Raw genomic sequence first — 16471 nt, 5'->3', positions numbered from 1 at the left:
GGACACGCATTGTTCTATGAACCCAAGGATGGCCACGGCCTGCCGCATAACCCGTTCAACGCGCTGATCACGCCGCGCCCCATCGGCTGGATCTCGACCCGAGACGCCGATGGCATCGACAACCTGGCCCCCTATTCCTTCTTCAACGGCGTGGCCTATGTGCCGCCGCAGGTCATGTTCGCCTGCACCAGCGGCAAGCCCGACCAGGACGGGGTGAAGGACAGTACGGCCAATATCCAGCAAACCGGCGTCTTCTGCGTCAACGTGGTGGGGGCGGCGCAGGCCGAGGTGATGAACCGCACCTCCGGCCCCTGGGGCAAGGACGTGGACGAGTTCGCCGATGCGGGCATCGCCAAGGTGGATTGCCGGATGATCGACGCCCCCCGCGTGGCCGATGCCCCCGCCAACATGGAATGCCGCCTGACCCAGATCGTGCAGATCGAGGGCGAGGCCAACACCGTCGTCTTCGGCGAGGTCATCGGCATCCACATGCGCGACGATTGCCTCGTGGATGGCATTTTCGACGTGACCACCTTCCAGCCCGTCGCCCGCCTCGGTTATCGTGATTTCACCAAGGTGACGGAGCTCTTTTCGATGCAGCGGCCGGGGGAGTGAGGGTCATGGAGCGCATGATCGGCATACTCGGCGGCTCGGGCGTCTATGAGATCGAGGGGCTGGAAGGCGCGGAGTGGGTCCGGGTCGACAGCCCCTTCGGCTCCCCCTCCGACGCGGTGCTGACGGGGCATCTGGATGGCGTCAAAATGGCCTTCCTGCCGCGTCACGGGCGCGGCCATGTCCACACCCCCTCCTCCGTGCCCTACCGCGCCAATATCGACGCGCTGAAGCGGCTGGGTGTGACCGATCTTGTCTCGGTCTCCGCCTGCGGGTCGTTCCGCGAAGAGATGGCACCGGGCGATTTCGTGCTCGTCGATCAGTTCATCGACCGGACCTTTGCCCGCGAGAAAAGCTTCTTCGGCCCCGGCTGCGTCGCCCATGTCAGCCTCGCGCACCCGACCTGCCCGCATCTGGGCGCTGCCTGTGCAGACGCCGCCCGCAGCGCCGGTGTCACCTTGCATGAGGGCGGCACATATCTGGCGATGGAGGGCCCACAGTTCTCTACCCTCGCGGAATCGAAAATGTATCGCGATGCCTGGGGCGCGGATGTGATCGGCATGACCAACATGCCCGAGGCGAAACTCGCCCGCGAGGCGGAGCTTTGCTATGCCTCGCTCGCCATGATCACCGATTACGACAGCTGGCACAAGGATCACGGCGCGGTGGAGATTACCGAGATCATCAAGGTGCTGACCGGCAATGCCGCCAAGGCGCGGGAGGTGGTGGGCAGACTGCCTGCCCTGCTGGGACCGACGCGGGACGACTGCCCCGCCGGCTGCAACCGTGCGCTGGAGCACGCCATCATGACCGCGCCGGAGAAACGCGACCCCGATCTGGTGGCGCGGCTGGAGGCGGTGGCGGGGCGCGTGTTGTGACACGTCTTGAGGGCGTGGGTGCAGCGTGCGGGCATGTTCCATATCAGTCTTCGCGTTCACCCGCCCGCAAGCTGCCCTCCTTCGCTGGCTGACTGGCTGGCTGACCCAGGCAACCAAGGGCGACCTGACCGCAACACCGATGCGGGCCCCGCGAAAACCGTGCTTGCCCGGACGCCCCCTTTCGGTCCAAACCTTTCGCCATGATCGCCCGGTTCCTCCTGTTCCTCAGCCTCGCCCTGGCCGCCCCTGCCGCAACCGCGCAGGAGTTTATCACCGTGCCGGGCCCGATCAGCGACGAGGCCTTCTACCGCCTCGTCTCCTGCGCCGCGCGACCGGGCGGGGCCTGCGCCAAGCCGCAGATCCGCTGGCCCGAGGCGCGCAGGCTGCACCTCACCGTCGGCATCGCCCAGATCGACAGGGCCTTTCCCAGCTACAAGCTGAACCTCGTCGACGCCGCCATCGACGCCGCCATCGAGGAGATCAACGGCGCCGGGGCCTACCTGCTGCTGGAACGCGTCTACGAGGGCACGCCCGATATCGGCGTCTACCTGTTGCAGACCGCGCAGGGCGGCACCATCACCAGCACCGGCAACCCCGAGATGGACGGCGAGACGCTGGCCGTCGGGCGCGTGGCGATCCGCTCGGTCGGCGGCGACATCCGTTCGGCGACCATCGCCATTTCGCGCGACATCATGCGCCGCGAGATCGCCTCGGTCGTGCTGGAGGAGCTGGTGCAGGCGATGGGGCTGCCCACCGATATCCAATCGCCCGCCTATGGCGATTCGATCTTCAACGAGACCGGCAATTCCGTGGTGCGACTGCTGGGGCAGGATGCCGAGGCGCTGAGGCGGCATTACCCGCGCCCGTGACGTTGCTTGCCAGGTCGCCACGGGCCAGCGCGGGGTCGACCCCGCGAATCACGCCCGCGTCGACGCGGGCTCTCGCACCTCCGCGCCCCGGTGCGGGCATTGACCCGCCCCCGCCCCCGGCACCATGCTGGCGCATCCAAGGAAAGGCGCGCCATGACCCCCGATCTCTGCCGGTTGCTCGATATCGACATCCCCATCCTCTCCGCCCCCATGGGCGGCGCGGCGGGGCCTGACCTTGTGGCCGCCGTCTGTGAGGCGGGCGGCTATGGCACCATCCCGCTCTGGGGCAGGCCGGTTGCGGCGGTCGCGGCCGGAATCGACGCGGTGCGCGCGCGCACGGGCGGCAATTTCGCGGTGAACATCAGGCTCGACCTCCCCCATGACGAGGCGATCAGGGCCTGTATCGACCGTCAGGTCCATGCCGTGTCGCTCTTCTGGGGCCATAGCCCCGCCACCATCGAGGCCGCCAGGCGCGGCGGTCTGACGGTCATGGTCAGCGTCGGCAGCGCCGAGGAGGCGCGCATCGCGGCAGAGGCCGGGGCCGATGTGATCGTGGCCCAAGGGTGGGAGGCGGGCGGCCATGTCTGGGGGCAGGTCGCGACATTGGCGCTGGTCCCTGCCGTGGCGGATGCGGTCAATGTGCCGGTGGTGGCCGCGGGCGGCATCGCCGACGGGCGCGGCATGGCGGCAGCCTTGACGCTTGGGGCGTCGGGCGTCTGGATCGGCACCCGGTTTCTGGCCAGCCGCGAGGCGACGATCCACCCCGACTATCGCGCCCGCATCCTGGCCGCGCCGGAAACCGCGAGCGAATGGTATGGCGACCTCTATGACGGCAACTGGCCCAAGGCGCCGCACCGGGCGCTGGCGAACGCGACCGCGCGGGCGTGGCGCGAGGCCGGGGCCGCCGCGCCGGGCCAGCGTCCGGGGGAAGGCGAGGCGATCGGCCTGGACCCGCGCGGTGCGGCCGTCAGGCGATACCAGAGCTACACGCCCCACCCCGAGACCAGCGGCGATATCGCGGCGATGTCGCTATGGGCGGGGCAAGGCGTGGGACTGGTGCGCGACGTGCAGCCCGCCGCCGAGATCGTGCGCGAGATCCACGAAGAGGCCCGCCGCATCCTGAACGCGGCCCCGGGCCTTCTCGAATAACGCCCGAAAGGGGGCTGGTCATCCCGCGCCATGGCGATATTCTCGCCCCGCATTCCGGCATGGGGATTCGACGAGAAAAGGCCCGACCATGATCAGCCAGAAGACGGTCGCGGACTACATCCGCACGATTCCCGATTTTCCACATGAGGGGATCCTATTCCGCGACGTGACGACCCTCTTCCTCGACCCGCGCGGGTTTCGCCTGGCCATCGACCAGTTGCTTGCGCCCTTCGTGGGACGCCGCATCGACAAGGTCGCGGGGCTGGAGGCGCGCGGCTTCATCCTGGGCGGCGCGGTGGCGCATCAGCTATCGGTGGGGTTTGTCCCCATCCGCAAGAAGGGCAAGCTGCCGGGCAAGACCGTCGAACAGGATTACGTGCTGGAATACGGGACCGCCACGGTCGAGATCCACGACGATTGCCTCGCCCCTGGCGAAACCGTGCTGCTGGTCGACGACCTTTTGGCAACGGGTGGCACCGCCGAGGCCGGGATCAAGCTGATCGAGCGGCTTGGGGCGCAGGTCGTGGGCACCGCCTTCGTGGTGGACCTGCCCGATCTGGGCGGGCGGGCCAAGCTGGAGAAGATGGGCCAGAGCGTCCATGCCCTGTGCAGCTTCGAGGGCGATTGAGCCCTACGCGTCAGGCAGCAACGCCCGCAACCGGTCACATGTCTCCGCCTCGCTGAGCCTGCCATCGTCAAGCCGGTCCCCGTCCAGCGCAATGGCGAAATCCGAGGCCGCCGAGATGCGTCGGCTACGCGCCGCCCTGGGCGTCTCGATCAGATCGACCCGCGCGGGGTGCCCCGCCTGCCGGGCCCGTTCCGTCACCTCCTGCGCGAATTCCAGCGCGCGAGGGCAGCGCGCGCTGCATTGCACCACCAGGCCGGGGCCGAGCGCCCTGGCCCGTGCGCCCCAGCCTTGCGGCAGCGATGGCAACAGGATCGGCCCATGCAGGATCTTGCCCATCAGCCCGATCTCATCGGCGGTGTCCCCGAACGGGCGATACTCCAGCGCCGCCATGTCTTGCGGATCGGGCAGGCGCGGATGCGGTCCGGTCAGGACCAGCAGCGCGGAGAACCCGAAATAGCGCGCCCAATCCTCCGCCGCCTCGATCAGCAGCGCGGCCCCCTCGGCGTCGCCCGAGTGCAGGCGCTGCACGACAACGCAGCGCTCGGCCCCCTCGATCGGGTGCCACGAGGCCAGACCGCTTGAGAACTCGATCAGGCCGCGCGCGGGCGGACGCAGCATCCGGACCTGCAACCCGTCGTGAAAGCGCGAGATCAGCCAGTCGCGGTCAATCGGCACGACCCGCCCGGTCAGCGCCTGTTCCACGGCGAAATAGCCGGTCCGCTCAAGATTGGGCGGCGAGATTGTGAGTGTCGTGCTGAGCTTGCGGCGCATGTCAAACCCCGAACCGGGGCGGATTCCCCGGTCTGTGCGGTCCAGCCTGCCACCGGCCAGGGGTACAATCTTTGATCTGCCGCAAATTCCCGCGAAAACTGCGCCCGCGTTTACCGCCGCTTAACGCGGGACCGCCTAGAAGAGGGGTGTTCGTCACTCACGGACATAGAAAGTTGCTTGCACAACTCGAAGACCCCATGCGCCCTGCCACCCCCGGCAGGGCGCAGACTCTTTCAAGGGCCAGTCAGGGAATGATCACCGCGCCGGGGTTCATGACGCCGCCCGGGTCCAGCGCCCGTTTGATCGCGCGCATCGCGGCCAGCAATCCGGGGTCGCCATAGCGCTCCTGCTCGGCCAGCTTGATCCGGCCCACGCCGTGCTCCGCGCTGATGGAGCCGCCCATCTCGTCGACGAGGTCATAGACGCAGGCGCGGATTTCGCCCTTCAGGTTGGCGAACTCGTCACGCGACCGGCCCTTGGGCGGGAACACGTTGTAATGCAGGTTGCCGTCGCCCATATGGCCGAAACTGTTGATCCGGAAGGTGCCGATGCGGGCCAGCCGCCTGGGCGCCTCCTCGATGAAATCGGGCACGCGCGTCACCGGCACCGCGATGTCATGGCTGGAGATCGAGCCGATGCGCCGGTTGGCCTCGGGGATCATCTCCCGCAGGGCCCAGAACGCGTGCCGCTGGCTTTCCGACTGGCTGACGACGCCATCGCTGACCAGCCCTGCCTCAAGCGCCGCCTCGAAAAGCCCCGCCAGGGCCTCCTCCGCGCCGCCCGGCGTACCCATCAGCCCCAGGTCGACCAAGCACATCCAGTCGGGTCGCGCATCGGCAAAAGGCTGGCGGATGTCGATGCCGGTCTCGGCCATGAAGTCAAGCCCCGTGCCGCTGATCAACTCGAAGCCCGACAGAACCTCGCCCACCCGACCGCGCGCCAGCGCCAGCAGGTCCAGCGCCGCCGCGGGGCTGTCGACGACGAAAAACGCCGCCGCCTGATCCGTGGGCCGCGCCATCAGTTTCAGCGTGGCCGCCGTGATCACGCCGAGCGAGCCCTCGGCCCCGATCAGCAGGTTGCGCAGGTCGTAGCCCAGGTTGTTCTTGCGCAAGCCCGTGAGCCCGTCATAGACGCGGCCATCGGGCAGCACCGCCTCCAGCCCCAGGCACAGATCGCGCGCATTGCCGTAGCGGATCACGTTGACCCCGCCCGCGTTGGTCGCCAGCAAGCCGCCGATCCGGGCCGAGCCCTGGCTGGCGAGGCTGAGCGGAAACAGCATCCCCGCCGCCTCTGCCGCGCCCTGCACGTCGGCCAGGATCGCGCCCGCCCCGACCTCGATCACCGCGCCGGCCGGATCGACCGAGCGGATCTGGCTCATGCGTTCCAGCGACAGGACCAGCGGCGCGGACAATTCCGGCGCGACCTGGCCCGAAACCAGCCCGGTGCCGCCCGAATAGGGAATGACCCCGACCCCCGCCTGCCCCGCCGCGCGGATGATCGTCGAGACCTCGCATGTGCTTGCCGGGGCCAGCACCAGTCCCGGCGTTCCGAAGCTCTGCCCGCGCGGCTCCTCGCCGTAGCGCGACGCGGGGGCGCGGAAGGCGGCAGCGGGCAGGAGGCTGCGCAGATGGGCTTCAAATTCCGGCGTGACGGGGTTGGGCATCGCGTATCCCTCGGGTGGTCTTTCGGAAGGGCTCAGCCCGCATCGGTGCGCCCCCGCCTGTCGGCGCGCAGCATGGCGTAAAGCACGTGGTTGCGCCAGCGCCCGCCGATCTGCAGGTAGCTCTGCGCGACGCCTTCATATTTGAACCCGGCCTTTTCCAGCACCCCGCGCGAGGCGATGTTCTCCGGCAGGCAGGCGGCCTCCAGCCGGCTCAGGTCCAGTTCGCGGAAAGCATAATGGCCGATCGCCTGGATCGCCTCCAGCATATAGCCCTGCCGCGTGTGGCCCTGCCCGATCCAGTAGCCAAGCGTGCCCGCCTGCGCAGGCCCGCGCCGGATATTGTCCAGCGTGATCGCGCCAAGCAGCGTGTCATCCGAGCGCCGGATCAGGAAGAGCGGCAGCGCCGTGCCCTGCGCCACCGACCGCTGCGCCCAGTAAACCCGGTTGGTAAAGCTCTTGCGGGTCAGATGGTCGCCGGCCCAGACAGGTTCCCAGGGTTGCAGGAACTCGGCGGAACTGTCGCGCAGCCAGGACCAGGCGCGGAAATCGGAATGGACCGGCAGGCGCAGGCTGAGCCTCTCCGTCTCGATCCGGACTTTCTTTCGGCGGGCAATCATCAGGCGGCCAGACGCTCCACCAATCGCCCGAGGCTGGGGCCACCCGCGACGGGGCCGTAAAGCGCCAGCGCCGCCTGCCCCGAGCCGACCATCTGGCCCGCGAAATCGCGCAGACCGGCGGCATCCACGGCGTCGATGCGCGCGATGGTTTCCTCCAGCGGCGGCACCCGGTTCCAGATCGCCACCAGCCGGGCCAACCTCTCGGCGCGCGCGGACGGGCTTTCCAGCCCCATCAGCATCCCCGCCTTCATCTGCGCCCGCGCCCGGTCGATCTCGGCCTGGCTGAGGCTGTCGACGCTGCGCCGGACCTCCTCGATGGTCAGATCGGCCAGCCCCGCAAGGTCTTCCTCGCCGGTGCCCGCATAGATCGTCATCAGCCCGGTATCGGCATAGCTGCCGACCTGGGAATAGATCGTGTAGCACAGGCCGCGGCGTTCGCGCAGTTCCTGGAACAGCCGCGAGGACATGCCCCCGCCAAGCGCCGTGGCATAGATCTGCGCCGTGTAGATATTGTCCGAACGGTAGCCAGGCGCCTCCAGCGCAAGGGTGAAATGCGCCTGCTCCAACTGCTTGACCTCGCGCCGCTCGCCGCCCCGGAAGCGGCCCGGATCGGCCTGGCTGACGGGGCTGGCGGGCAGGTGACCGAAGGCCGCCTCGGCCAGCCGCACGATTTCATCATGATCGACCGCGCCCGCTGCCGACAGGATCATCTGCCCCGGCCCGTAATGCTGCGCGACAAAGCCTTCCAGGTTGGCGCGGTCGAAACTGCGCACCCGTTCGGCGGGGCCCAGGATGGTGCGGCCAAGCGCCTGTTCAGGATAGGCGACCTCCTGCAACCAGTCGAAGATGATGTCGTCGGGCGTGTCCAGCGATTGCCCGATCTCCTGCAAGATCACGCCGCGCTCCACCTCGATCTCGCGGGCGTCAAAGGCGGGGTTCAGCAATATATCCGAGATCAGGTCGAGGGCCAGCGGCACGTCGTCCTTGAGGACGCGCGCGTAATAGGCCGTCACCTCGCGGCTGGTATAGGCGTTGATATAGCCGCCCACATCCTCGATCTCCTCGGCGATCTGGAGCGCCGAACGCCGCCTGGTGCCCTTGAAGGCCATATGCTCCAGGAAATGCGCGATGCCGTTCTGTTCGACCCGCTCATGCCGCCCGCCCGCATTGACCCAGATGCCAAGGGCCGCCGATTGCAGCCCCGGCATGGTTTCGGTCACGACGCGCAACCCGTTGGAAAGGGTATGGATCTGGACACTCACGCGCTGCGGCCCTCCCGGATGATTTCCTGCAGGGCGCCCAGGTCGTCCTCGACCCGCGTCATGCGCTCCTCGCGCTCAAAAAGATCGGCCATGCGTGGCGGCAGGCCGGGGCGGATGCCGCTGGCCTCCTCCACCGCGTCGGGGAACTTGGCAGGATGCGCCGTGGCGAGCGTGATCATCGGTGTCGCGCCCAGGTGATCCTCGGCCACATGCACGCCGACCGCCGAATGCGGGCAGAGAAGCTCGCCCATCTCCGCCTTGGCGCGTTTGATCATCGCCATCGTCTCATCCTCCGAGGCGCGGCCCGAGGCGAAAAGTCCCCGCAGCCGCTCCAGCGCGCCCTGGCTGATCCTGAAGCCGCCTTGCGTCTTCAACTCCTCCATCAGTTGCGCCACCGCGCCGCCATCGCGGTCATAGACATCGAACAGCACCCGCTCGAAATTCGAGCTGACCTGAATATCCATCGACGGGCTGATCGAAGGCGTGACGCCTTGCGTCTCGTATGCCCCGCCGGAAATCGCCCGGTGCAGGATGTCGTTCTGGTTGGTCGCAATGACCAGCTTCTCGATCGGCAACCCCATCCGGCGCGCGATATAGCCCGCGAAGATGTCGCCGAAATTCCCCGTGGGCACGGCGAAGCTGACGGGACGATGCGGCGCGCCCAAGGATACGGCGGCGGTGAAGTAATAGACCACCTGCGCCAGCACCCGCGCCCAGTTGATGCTGTTCACGCCGGCCAGTCGCACCTCGTCGCGGAAGGCATGGTCGTTGAACATGTCCTTGAGCCGCGCCTGGCAAGTGTCGAAATCGCCGGTGACCGCCAGCGCATGGGCGTTGGCCTCGGACACCGTCGTCATCTGGCGGCGCTGCACCTCGCTCACGCGGCCATGCGGATACATGATGAACACATCGACCGCATCGAGGCCGCGAAACGCCTCCATCGCCGCCGAACCGGTATCGCCCGAGGTCGCGCCCACGATGGTCACGCGGCGGCCCGAGCGCGTCAGCGAGGCCTCGAACAATTGCCCGATCAGCTGCATCGCGAAATCCTTGAACGCGAGCGTCGGCCCGTGGAACAGTTCCAGCAGGTGGTGCCCTGCCCCGAGTTGCACCAGCGGCGCCCGGGCGGCATGGCCGAAGCCTGCATAGGCGCGCGCGATGATGTCCGCGAACTCTGCATCGGTGAAGGCGTCCCCGATAAAGGGCCGCATGACCCGGAACGCGACCTCCTCGTAGCTCAGCCCGGCCAAACCCGCGATGTCGCCTGCGGCCATCACCGGGATCTCGGCAGGCACGTAAAGCCCGCCATCGCCCGCAAGCCCGGTCAGCATCGCCTCTTCAAAGCTGAGATCGGGGGCGCCCCCCCGCGTCGAGATATAGCGCATATCGGATGTGCCTTCAGTTGGGTGTTCTGCTGATACGCCAGACAAGAAACCCTGTCATCCCCATCCACACGAATGCGAGCAAAAACCAGGTCACGGCATAGCCCAGGTGGTCGTTCGGGATACCCGAGGCATCGACGGGAAAGACGGTCGCCCAATCCATGCCTTGCGGCGCCTCTCGGGCCACGATCAGCACCGGTTCGGTCTCCAACTCCGCCGCCATCGCGGGCAGGTCGCGGGCAAACCACAGGCCTGCGTCCTGGTCCGGCGCGGGCGTGAACCCATCCACCTCGTCGGGCCAGTAGAGGTTGCCGACGATCTCCGCCGGTCCGCCGGGCCGCGCCCGATCCCGCGCGTTCGGATGCACGAAGCCGAGATCGACCAGAACCCGCCGCCCCTCGGCGGTCTCGAAGGCGCGGATGATGCGATAGACCGGCCCCGCCTGGCGCAGCGAGGCCAGCACCACGATCTCGCCCTCCAGCACCCGGCCGGTGACGGCCACCGGCAGATACCGGTCGCGCGCGTCCTCGGGCGCCACCGGCAATGCCACCGGCTCGGCGGCGATCCCCGCCGCGATCTCGGCCAGCACGGCCTCTTTCCAGGCCAGCCGCTCGACCTGCCAGACCCCGAGCGCGATCAACACGCCCGCGCCCACCAGCCCGAACAGCAGTGCCATGACAATACGCTTCGACATGATCCCCTACCCGAAAGAGAAAAGGGCCAACCGCAAAGCCAGCCCTTCATCCCGCATTAAGGTTAACGCGCGCCCCCGAAAAGGAAGGCGCTCCCTTCCTTTCTTTGTTCCGCAAATATCCCCGCCGGAGGCTTCCGGACAGACAGGCCGGGGACAGGTCATGCAAGGCCAGGCACGAACGGCGTCAGGCCCTGGTCCTACTGCCCCCAGATATAGACTGCGAAGAACAGGAACAGCCAGACCACGTCGACGAAGTGCCAATACCATGCAGCAGCCTCGAAGCCCGCATGTTGCTGCGGCGTGAAATCGCCCCGGATGGCGCGGAACAGGCACACGGTCAGGAAGATCGTGCCGATGATCACATGCGCGCCGTGAAAGCCCGTCGCCATGAAGAAGGCTCCATAGAAGATGTCGCCGCCGAAGGACCAGCCTTCATACGTCAGAAGCTCCCAGTATTCATAGGCCTGAAGGCCGGTAAAGAACACGCCCAGGATGATTCCGATGGCCAGCCCCGCGATCAGGTCGCGACGGTTGTTCTCATGCACCAGCGCATGGTGCGCCCAGGTGATCGCACAGCCCGACAGTAGCAGCACCAGCGTATTCATCAGCGGCAGGTTGAAGGCATCGACGGCATGGATGTCCGGGATCTCGTAGCTGGAGCCCGGAAACTCGTTCATCGGGTAGAGCGCCTGTTTGAAGAACGCCCAGAACCAGGCCACGAAGAACATGATCTCCGAGATGATGAACAGGATGAAGCCATAGCGCAGCCCGATGCGCACCACGGGCGTGTGATCGACACCGCCATTGCCCTCGGCGACCATGTCCTGCCACCAGCCGAACATGACGTAAAGCACGCCGACAAACCCGATCAGGAACAGCCAGGGCCCGCCCGGCAGCTCGACCGAGCCAAAGAAGGTGGTGAACCCGCCCGAGATCCAGGCAACGGCCCCGAACAGCATCAGGAAGGCCGCGGTCGCCCCGAGGAACGGGTAAACCGATGGCGGCAGGATATGATAATCGTGGTTCTTGGCATGGGCCATGGTGCGTGGTCCTCTGGGTGGTCTATTCACTGGTGCCGTCTAGCGCGGCAAGGTCATTGTCATCGGGCAGGTCCAACACGTGGAAGGTGTAGGACAGGGTTATGGCCTGGATCCGGCTGGCCTCGGGGTCATCCACGATGTCCGGGTCGATAAAGAATGTCACCGGCATCTCGACGCTTTCGCCGGGTTCCAGAACCTGCTCGGTAAAGCAGAAACAGGCGATCTTGGAGAAATAGAGCCCCGCGGTGAAGGGCGTCACGTTATAGCTGGCGGTGCCCGCGATGGTGCGGTCGGTCGGGTTGGTGGCGGTAAAGAAGGCCATGCCGGTTTCGCCGATGCGGATCTCCATCGGTTCGTCGGGGGGCTCGAACTCCCAGGCCATCCCCTCGGCCAGCGACGCGTCGAAGCGCACCAGCATGGTCCGGTCGAGAATTTCCTCGCTGGCGGTATCGGAGGTGGACGTTGTCCCGCCATACCCCGTCACACGGCAGAAGAGGTCATAAAGGGGGACCGAGGCAAACCCCAACCCGCCCATGACGAAGACCACCCCCAGAAGGGACCAGACCGTCCTGGCATTGCCGCCGCGCGCGCTCATTCGGTGTCCTCCACGGTCAGCGATGGGCGCACGGCATGGTCGAAGCCCTCCAGGGTACCACCATTTCTGAGCTTCGAGATGGTCAGGAAGAAGACCAGCCCGACAAACCCCAGCAGGCACAGCGCCACGCCGAGGTTGCGGCCAAAGCGGCGCTGGTGGATCTCGTGGGTCTCGGTGATCGGCATATTACCAACCTCCCATATCGAGGGTGCGAAGGCCAGACTGCGCCAGCAGCGCGCCGAAATGAAGGAACAGATAGAGCAGCGAAAAGCGGAAGAGCCGCCGCTCGGCCCCGTAGGCGTCGGCGCGGGCGGCGTCCTCGTCGCGCCGCCAGACCCGCCACGCGCCCCGCACGAAAAGCGCGTTCAGCACCAATGCCGCCGCCATGTAGAGCGGCCCGCCAATCGAGGTCAGGCCAAGCCCAAGCGCCACCGGGACCAGCAGGGCCGTATAGATCAGGATCATCCGGCGCGTGTAGGGGCGGCCATGGGTGACGGTCAGCATCGGCACATGGGCCTTGTCGTAATCGGATTTCATGAACAGCGCCAAGGCCCAGAAATGCGGCGGCGTCCACATGAAAATCAGCGCGAACATCAGCACCGACTCGATCGCCACGCCCCCCGTCGCCACGGCCCATCCGATCATCGGGGGAAACGCACCGGCGGCGCCGCCGATGACGATATTCTGCGGCGTCCAGCGCTTCAGCCACATGGTGTAGATGACGGCGTAGAAGAAGATCGTGAAGGCCAGGAACCCGGCCGCGAACCAGTTGGCGGCCAGCCCCAGCATCGCCACCGACAGCGCCGACAGCCACAACCCGAGGCTCAGCGCCTCGCCGGGGGCAACCTTGCCCGAGGGGATGGGCCGCGATTGCGTCCGCTTCATCACCCGGTCGATATCGGCATCATACCACATGTTCAGCGCCCCCGAGGCGCCGCCGCCCAGCGCGATGAACAGGATCGCGGCAAAGCCCACCACGGCCGGCACGCCGACGGGGGCGACCATCAGGCCGACAAAGGCCGTGAACACCACCAGCGACATGACCCGGGGCTTGAGCAGCGCGACATAGTCGCCGAACTGCGCCTCCTGGTCCTGCGTGCTTGTATTTGCGGTAGCGTCGCTCATGCGCGGGGCGTCCTTCGCGGGGGTGGGCGGATCAGGTCCGGGGAACAAGGCCCCCCGGACCGGCGGTCATTCGGCGGCGGCCAGTTCGATATCGCCCAGGATGGTGCCGTTCATCAGCCCGGCGAAATCAGTGCCGCCGGTGCCCAGCCAGGCCTCGTATTCTTCGGGCGTGACAGCCATGACGGTGATCGGCATGAAGGCATGGTCCAGCCCGCAAAGCTCGGAACATTGCCCGAAATAGATGCCTTCCATGCCCGGCTCGACGTTGAACCACAGTTCAGCCAGGCGGCCCGGAACGCCGTCCTGTTTCACGCCGAAGGCGGGGATGGTCCAGGAATGGATCACGTCCGATGCGGTCACCTGCACAACGATGTCCTGGCCCGTCGGCACCACCACGGCGGTGTCGGTGGCCAGGCGGTATTCATCCTGGCTGTAGCCATACTCCTCAAGCTCGTCGCGTTGCAGCATGAAGCTGGAAAACTCGATGTCGGTGCCGGGGTATTCGTAGCTCCAGTTCCACTGGTTGCCGGTCGCCTTGATGACCACGTCGCCCTCGGGGATCTCCTGCTGGTTGAACAGGACGGGCAGCGAAAACGCCCCGATGAAGACCAGGATGGCCAGCGGCACGAGCGTCCAGGTGACCTCGATCGGCGTGTTGTGGCTGAAGCTGGCGGGGGTCGGGTTCGACCGCGCGTTGTGGCGCAGGATGACCCAGGCCAGCAGGCCGCAGACAAAGACCACGATGATGGCGCTGATCCACAGAAGCAGGTTGTCGAGGAATTGGATCTGCTCGGCCAGGTTGGTGGCGGCGGGCTGAAAGCCGGTGCCGCCGACTTCGGGCGCGCCGATGATTTCAAGCCCCTCGGGCGCGGTCTGCGCGACGGCGGCACCAGTGGCAAGAGTGGCAAGAGTGGCAGTCACTGCGGCAACAGCGCCGTTCATTTTGTTGAAAAGATCCATTCGCTTTCGTCCTGTCCTTGGCGGGAACGCCCCCTTGGCCCAAACCGGCCCCGTTGCGTGTTCGTCGTGATGAACCATATAGAGGGGTTCAAGGCAAGGCAGTGGTGAAAAATGTCTCACCCCCGCTTTTGTTGATCCAGATCATTTCAGACACCCATCCGAGGTCAAGTTAAGATGTCAGATAGCCCCGCCTTCCGCCCTTTCCAGACCCAGTTGGACCTCGATGCCAGTCTGGCGCTCCTGCGCGAGGCCACCGACGGGGCCGATGACGGCGAACTGTTCCTCGAACGCAGGCGTGCCGAAATGCTGCTCTTCGACGATGGCCGCGTGAAAACAGCCAGTTACGACGCCTCCGAAGGCTTCGGGCTGCGCGCGGTGCGCGGCGAGGTGGCGGGCTATGCCCATGCCACCGAGATCTCCGAGGCCGCCCTGCGCCGCGCCGTCGAAACCGCGCGCCTGGCGGTGGGCGATGGCGGCGGCACCTGGGCGGCGGGGCCCGCGGCGACGAATCACCGCCTCTATACCGATACCGACCCGATGGCAGGCGCGGGCTTTGCCGCCAAGCTGGATATCCTGCGCGAGGTCGACGCCTTCGCCCGTGCGCTTGACCGCCGCGTGGTCCAGGTCTCGGCCAGCCTTGCCGCCAGCCACCAGGAGGTGGAGATCCTGCGCCCCGATGGCCTGCACGTCAGCGATGCGCGCCCCATGGTGCGGGCCAATGTCTCGGTCATCGTCGAGGAGAACGGCCGCCGCGAAAGCGGCAACGCGGGCGGTGGCGGCAGGATCGAGCTTGGCGACTGGTTGCAGGCGGAAAGCTGGCAGGCGCTGGCGCGCGAGGCGCTGCGCATCGCATTGGTCAATCTGGGCGCGGTCGCCGCGCCCGCGGGCATCATGGACGTGGCGCTTGGCCCCGGCTGGCCCGGCATCTTGCTGCACGAGGCCGTGGGCCACGGGCTGGAGGGCGATTTCAACCGCAAGGGAACCAGCGCCTTCGCCGGTCTGATGGGCAAACAGGTCGCGGCCAAGGGCGTCACCGTGCTGGATGACGGCACCATCCCCGACCGGCGCGGCTCGCTCTCGGTCGATGACGAGGGCACGCCGTCCTCCAGGACCACGCTGATCGAGGATGGCGTGCTGGTGGGCTTCATGCAGGACCGCCAGAACGCCCGCCTGATGGGGGTGCCCGCCACCGGCAATGGCCGCCGCGAAAGCCACGCCCACGCACCCATGCCGCGCATGACCAACACCTACATGTTGGGCGGCGCGGCCACGCCCGGCGATATTGTCTCCGAGGTCAAGGACGGCATCTATGCCGTGGGCTTCGGCGGCGGCCAGGTCGATATCACCAATGGCAAGTTCGTGTTCTCCTGCACCGAGGCCTACCGGGTGCAGGACGGCAAGATCGGTGCCCCGGTCAAGGGTGCGACGCTAATCGGCGACGGTGCGACCGCCCTTCAGAAAATCCGCGCGATCGGTAATGACATGGCGCTCGATCCCGGCATGGGCACTTGCGGCAAGGCCGGTCAATGGGTGCCGGTGGGCGTGGGCCAGCCGACCCTGCTGATCGGCGGGCTGACGGTGGGCGGGTCTGCGGCGTGAGGCGGCGCGTCGACGCGCCGCACGGGCCGGGCGTCGACGCCCGGCAGCCCCGCCAGGACCTCTGGCCAGACCGCGCCACATCCTGTTGTCTCGCCCCATGACCCATCCCATCCGCCCCGCCACACCCGCAGACATCCCCGCCCTCACCGAGATCTGGTACCAGGGCTGGCACGAGGCCCATGCCGCCGACGTGCCCGCCGCCCTGACCGCGCTGCGCACGCGCGACGATTTCACCCGCCGCCTGATCGGCTTTGACGCGGGCCTGCACGTGGGCGGCCCCGACGGCGCGCCGCTTGGTTTCGTGGCGTTGAAACCGGACGAGATCAATCAGCTCTACGTCGCGCCATCCGCACGCGGCACCGGGCTGGCGGCGGCGCTGATGGCCGATGCCGAGGCGCGGCTGGCAGCGGGCGGTACGCCCATCGCGCGGCTTGATTGCGGGTTGGGCAACCATGCCGCCGCGCGGTTCTATGCGCGCCAGGGCTGGCGTGAGGAGGGCGTGATCGAGGTCATGCTGGACACTTCCGACGGCCCCTTCCCCCTGCCCGTGCGCCGCTTCACCAAGCGCCTTTCACAGTAATCCTGCCCGTAAACGCGCTGTTAACCAGTGGCACCCTAGCGTCGGGG

Annotated in this window: 18 protein-coding genes; 7 read left to right on the top strand and 11 right to left on the bottom strand. The window is 67.2% G+C overall.

Annotated elements, in window-relative coordinates; genetic code table 11:
- Positions 1-9 precede the first annotated feature (9 nt).
- The 5 genes from HNS34_RS01195 (at position 10) to HNS34_RS01175 (ending at position 4136) form a co-directional block, all read left to right on the top strand.
- Entirely contained in the window at positions 10-615 is a 606-nt protein-coding gene (locus tag HNS34_RS01195) for a flavin reductase family protein (protein WP_172317183.1), read from the top strand.
- A 5-nt stretch (positions 616-620) separates the two neighbouring features.
- Positions 621-1490 carry an S-methyl-5'-thioadenosine phosphorylase gene (locus HNS34_RS01190; protein WP_172317181.1) on the top strand — a complete coding sequence of 290 codons (870 nt, stop codon included), beginning with the start codon at positions 621-623 and terminating at the stop codon, positions 1488-1490.
- Positions 1491-1690: 200 nt separating this feature from the next.
- Positions 1691-2359 (top strand): DUF2927 domain-containing protein, encoded by a 669-nt coding sequence (locus HNS34_RS01185; RefSeq protein ID WP_172317179.1) that lies wholly within the window; start codon positions 1691-1693, stop codon positions 2357-2359.
- A gap of 153 nt (positions 2360-2512) precedes the next feature.
- The gene (locus HNS34_RS01180; RefSeq protein WP_172317177.1) at positions 2513-3508 is read left to right on the top strand and encodes an NAD(P)H-dependent flavin oxidoreductase; all 996 of its coding nucleotides are present in this window, start codon (positions 2513-2515) and stop codon (positions 3506-3508) included.
- Positions 3509-3596: 88 nt separating this feature from the next.
- Complete coding sequence (locus HNS34_RS01175) at positions 3597-4136, top strand: adenine phosphoribosyltransferase (RefSeq protein ID WP_214647387.1); 540 nt, start codon at positions 3597-3599, stop codon at positions 4134-4136.
- Positions 4137-4139: 3 nt separating this feature from the next.
- On the opposite strand, the gene HNS34_RS01170 is transcribed toward HNS34_RS01175, so the two are convergent.
- From HNS34_RS01170 to coxB, 11 genes are all read right to left on the bottom strand, one after another.
- The gene (locus HNS34_RS01170) at positions 4140-4907 is read right to left on the bottom strand and encodes a hypothetical protein (RefSeq protein WP_172317175.1); all 768 of its coding nucleotides are present in this window, start codon (positions 4905-4907) and stop codon (positions 4140-4142) included.
- A gap of 244 nt (positions 4908-5151) precedes the next feature.
- On the bottom strand, positions 5152-6570 hold the full coding sequence (locus HNS34_RS01165) for an FAD-binding oxidoreductase (protein ID WP_172317173.1): 1419 nt from the start codon (positions 6568-6570) through the stop codon (positions 5152-5154).
- Between the two features lie 32 nt (positions 6571-6602).
- On the bottom strand, positions 6603-7187 hold the full coding sequence (locus HNS34_RS01160; protein ID WP_172317171.1) for a GNAT family N-acetyltransferase: 585 nt from the start codon (positions 7185-7187) through the stop codon (positions 6603-6605).
- Positions 7187-8449: a M16 family metallopeptidase gene (locus HNS34_RS01155; RefSeq protein WP_172317170.1), complete on the bottom strand. Its 1263-nt coding sequence runs from the start codon at positions 8447-8449 to the stop codon at positions 7187-7189. Before HNS34_RS01155 ends, HNS34_RS01160 begins: the two co-directional genes overlap by 1 nt.
- Entirely contained in the window at positions 8446-9834 is a 1389-nt protein-coding gene (gene thrC / locus HNS34_RS01150; protein WP_172317168.1) for a threonine synthase, read from the bottom strand. The genes HNS34_RS01155 and thrC overlap by 4 nt, the downstream gene beginning before the upstream one ends.
- Positions 9835-9847: 13 nt before the next feature.
- Entirely contained in the window at positions 9848-10525 is a 678-nt protein-coding gene (locus tag HNS34_RS01145; protein ID WP_172317166.1) for an SURF1 family protein, read from the bottom strand.
- Positions 10526-10722: 197 nt separating this feature from the next.
- Positions 10723-11565, bottom strand: coding sequence for a cytochrome c oxidase subunit 3 (locus HNS34_RS01140; protein ID WP_172317164.1), 843 nt, complete (start codon positions 11563-11565; stop codon positions 10723-10725).
- A gap of 22 nt (positions 11566-11587) precedes the next feature.
- Positions 11588-12160, bottom strand: coding sequence for a cytochrome c oxidase assembly protein (locus HNS34_RS01135; protein ID WP_172317162.1), 573 nt, complete (start codon positions 12158-12160; stop codon positions 11588-11590).
- Positions 12157-12345 (bottom strand): cytochrome c oxidase system small membrane protein, encoded by a 189-nt coding sequence (locus tag HNS34_RS01130; RefSeq protein WP_172317160.1) that lies wholly within the window; start codon positions 12343-12345, stop codon positions 12157-12159. Before HNS34_RS01130 ends, HNS34_RS01135 begins: the two co-directional genes overlap by 4 nt.
- Before the next feature lies 1 nt (position 12346).
- Positions 12347-13285: a heme o synthase gene (gene cyoE, locus HNS34_RS01125; RefSeq protein ID WP_172317158.1), complete on the bottom strand. Its 939-nt coding sequence runs from the start codon at positions 13283-13285 to the stop codon at positions 12347-12349.
- Positions 13286-13351: 66 nt separating this feature from the next.
- Positions 13352-14227 (bottom strand): cytochrome c oxidase subunit II, encoded by an 876-nt coding sequence (gene coxB / locus HNS34_RS01120; protein WP_172317862.1) that lies wholly within the window; start codon positions 14225-14227, stop codon positions 13352-13354.
- A 192-nt stretch (positions 14228-14419) separates the two neighbouring features.
- Between coxB and tldD the strand changes: the two genes are divergently transcribed.
- Together tldD and HNS34_RS01110 are read left to right on the top strand one after the other, a co-directional pair.
- Entirely contained in the window at positions 14420-15844 is a 1425-nt protein-coding gene (gene tldD / locus HNS34_RS01115) for a metalloprotease TldD (protein WP_172317156.1), read from the top strand.
- Positions 15845-15941: 97 nt separating this feature from the next.
- Entirely contained in the window at positions 15942-16424 is a 483-nt protein-coding gene (locus tag HNS34_RS01110; RefSeq protein WP_172317154.1) for a GNAT family N-acetyltransferase, read from the top strand.
- Positions 16425-16471: the final 47 nt, after the last annotated feature.

The sequence above is a fragment of the Alterinioella nitratireducens genome (assembly GCF_013155465.1).
In the GTDB taxonomy this organism is placed as follows: domain Bacteria; phylum Pseudomonadota; class Alphaproteobacteria; order Rhodobacterales; family Rhodobacteraceae; genus Alterinioella; species Alterinioella nitratireducens.
The sequence above is the reverse complement of the archived record's forward strand: the minus strand, read 5'-3'. Positions and strand labels throughout refer to the sequence as shown.

Coding starts and splice junctions, on each gene's coding strand:
- HNS34_RS01190 (WP_172317181.1), top strand. CDS start 621: ATGGAGCGCATGATCGGCATACTCGGCGGCTCGGGCGTCTATGAGATC.
- HNS34_RS01185 (WP_172317179.1), top strand. CDS start 1,691: ATGATCGCCCGGTTCCTCCTGTTCCTCAGCCTCGCCCTGGCCGCCCCT.
- HNS34_RS01180 (WP_172317177.1), top strand. CDS start 2,513: ATGACCCCCGATCTCTGCCGGTTGCTCGATATCGACATCCCCATCCTC.
- HNS34_RS01175 (WP_214647387.1), top strand. CDS start 3,597: ATGATCAGCCAGAAGACGGTCGCGGACTACATCCGCACGATTCCCGAT.
- HNS34_RS01170 (WP_172317175.1), bottom strand. CDS start 4,907: ATGCGCCGCAAGCTCAGCACGACACTCACAATCTCGCCGCCCAATCTT.
- HNS34_RS01165 (WP_172317173.1), bottom strand. CDS start 6,570: ATGCCCAACCCCGTCACGCCGGAATTTGAAGCCCATCTGCGCAGCCTC.
- HNS34_RS01160 (WP_172317171.1), bottom strand. CDS start 7,187: ATGATTGCCCGCCGAAAGAAAGTCCGGATCGAGACGGAGAGGCTCAGC.
- thrC (WP_172317168.1), bottom strand. CDS start 9,834: ATGCGCTATATCTCGACGCGGGGGGGCGCCCCCGATCTCAGCTTTGAA.
- HNS34_RS01145 (WP_172317166.1), bottom strand. CDS start 10,525: ATGTCGAAGCGTATTGTCATGGCACTGCTGTTCGGGCTGGTGGGCGCG.
- HNS34_RS01140 (WP_172317164.1), bottom strand. CDS start 11,565: ATGGCCCATGCCAAGAACCACGATTATCATATCCTGCCGCCATCGGTT.
- HNS34_RS01135 (WP_172317162.1), bottom strand. CDS start 12,160: ATGAGCGCGCGCGGCGGCAATGCCAGGACGGTCTGGTCCCTTCTGGGG.
- HNS34_RS01130 (WP_172317160.1), bottom strand. CDS start 12,345: ATGCCGATCACCGAGACCCACGAGATCCACCAGCGCCGCTTTGGCCGC.
- cyoE (WP_172317158.1), bottom strand. CDS start 13,285: ATGAGCGACGCTACCGCAAATACAAGCACGCAGGACCAGGAGGCGCAG.
- coxB (WP_172317862.1), bottom strand. CDS start 14,227: ATGAACGGCGCTGTTGCCGCAGTGACTGCCACTCTTGCCACTCTTGCC.
- tldD (WP_172317156.1), top strand. CDS start 14,420: ATGTCAGATAGCCCCGCCTTCCGCCCTTTCCAGACCCAGTTGGACCTC.
- HNS34_RS01110 (WP_172317154.1), top strand. CDS start 15,942: ATGACCCATCCCATCCGCCCCGCCACACCCGCAGACATCCCCGCCCTC.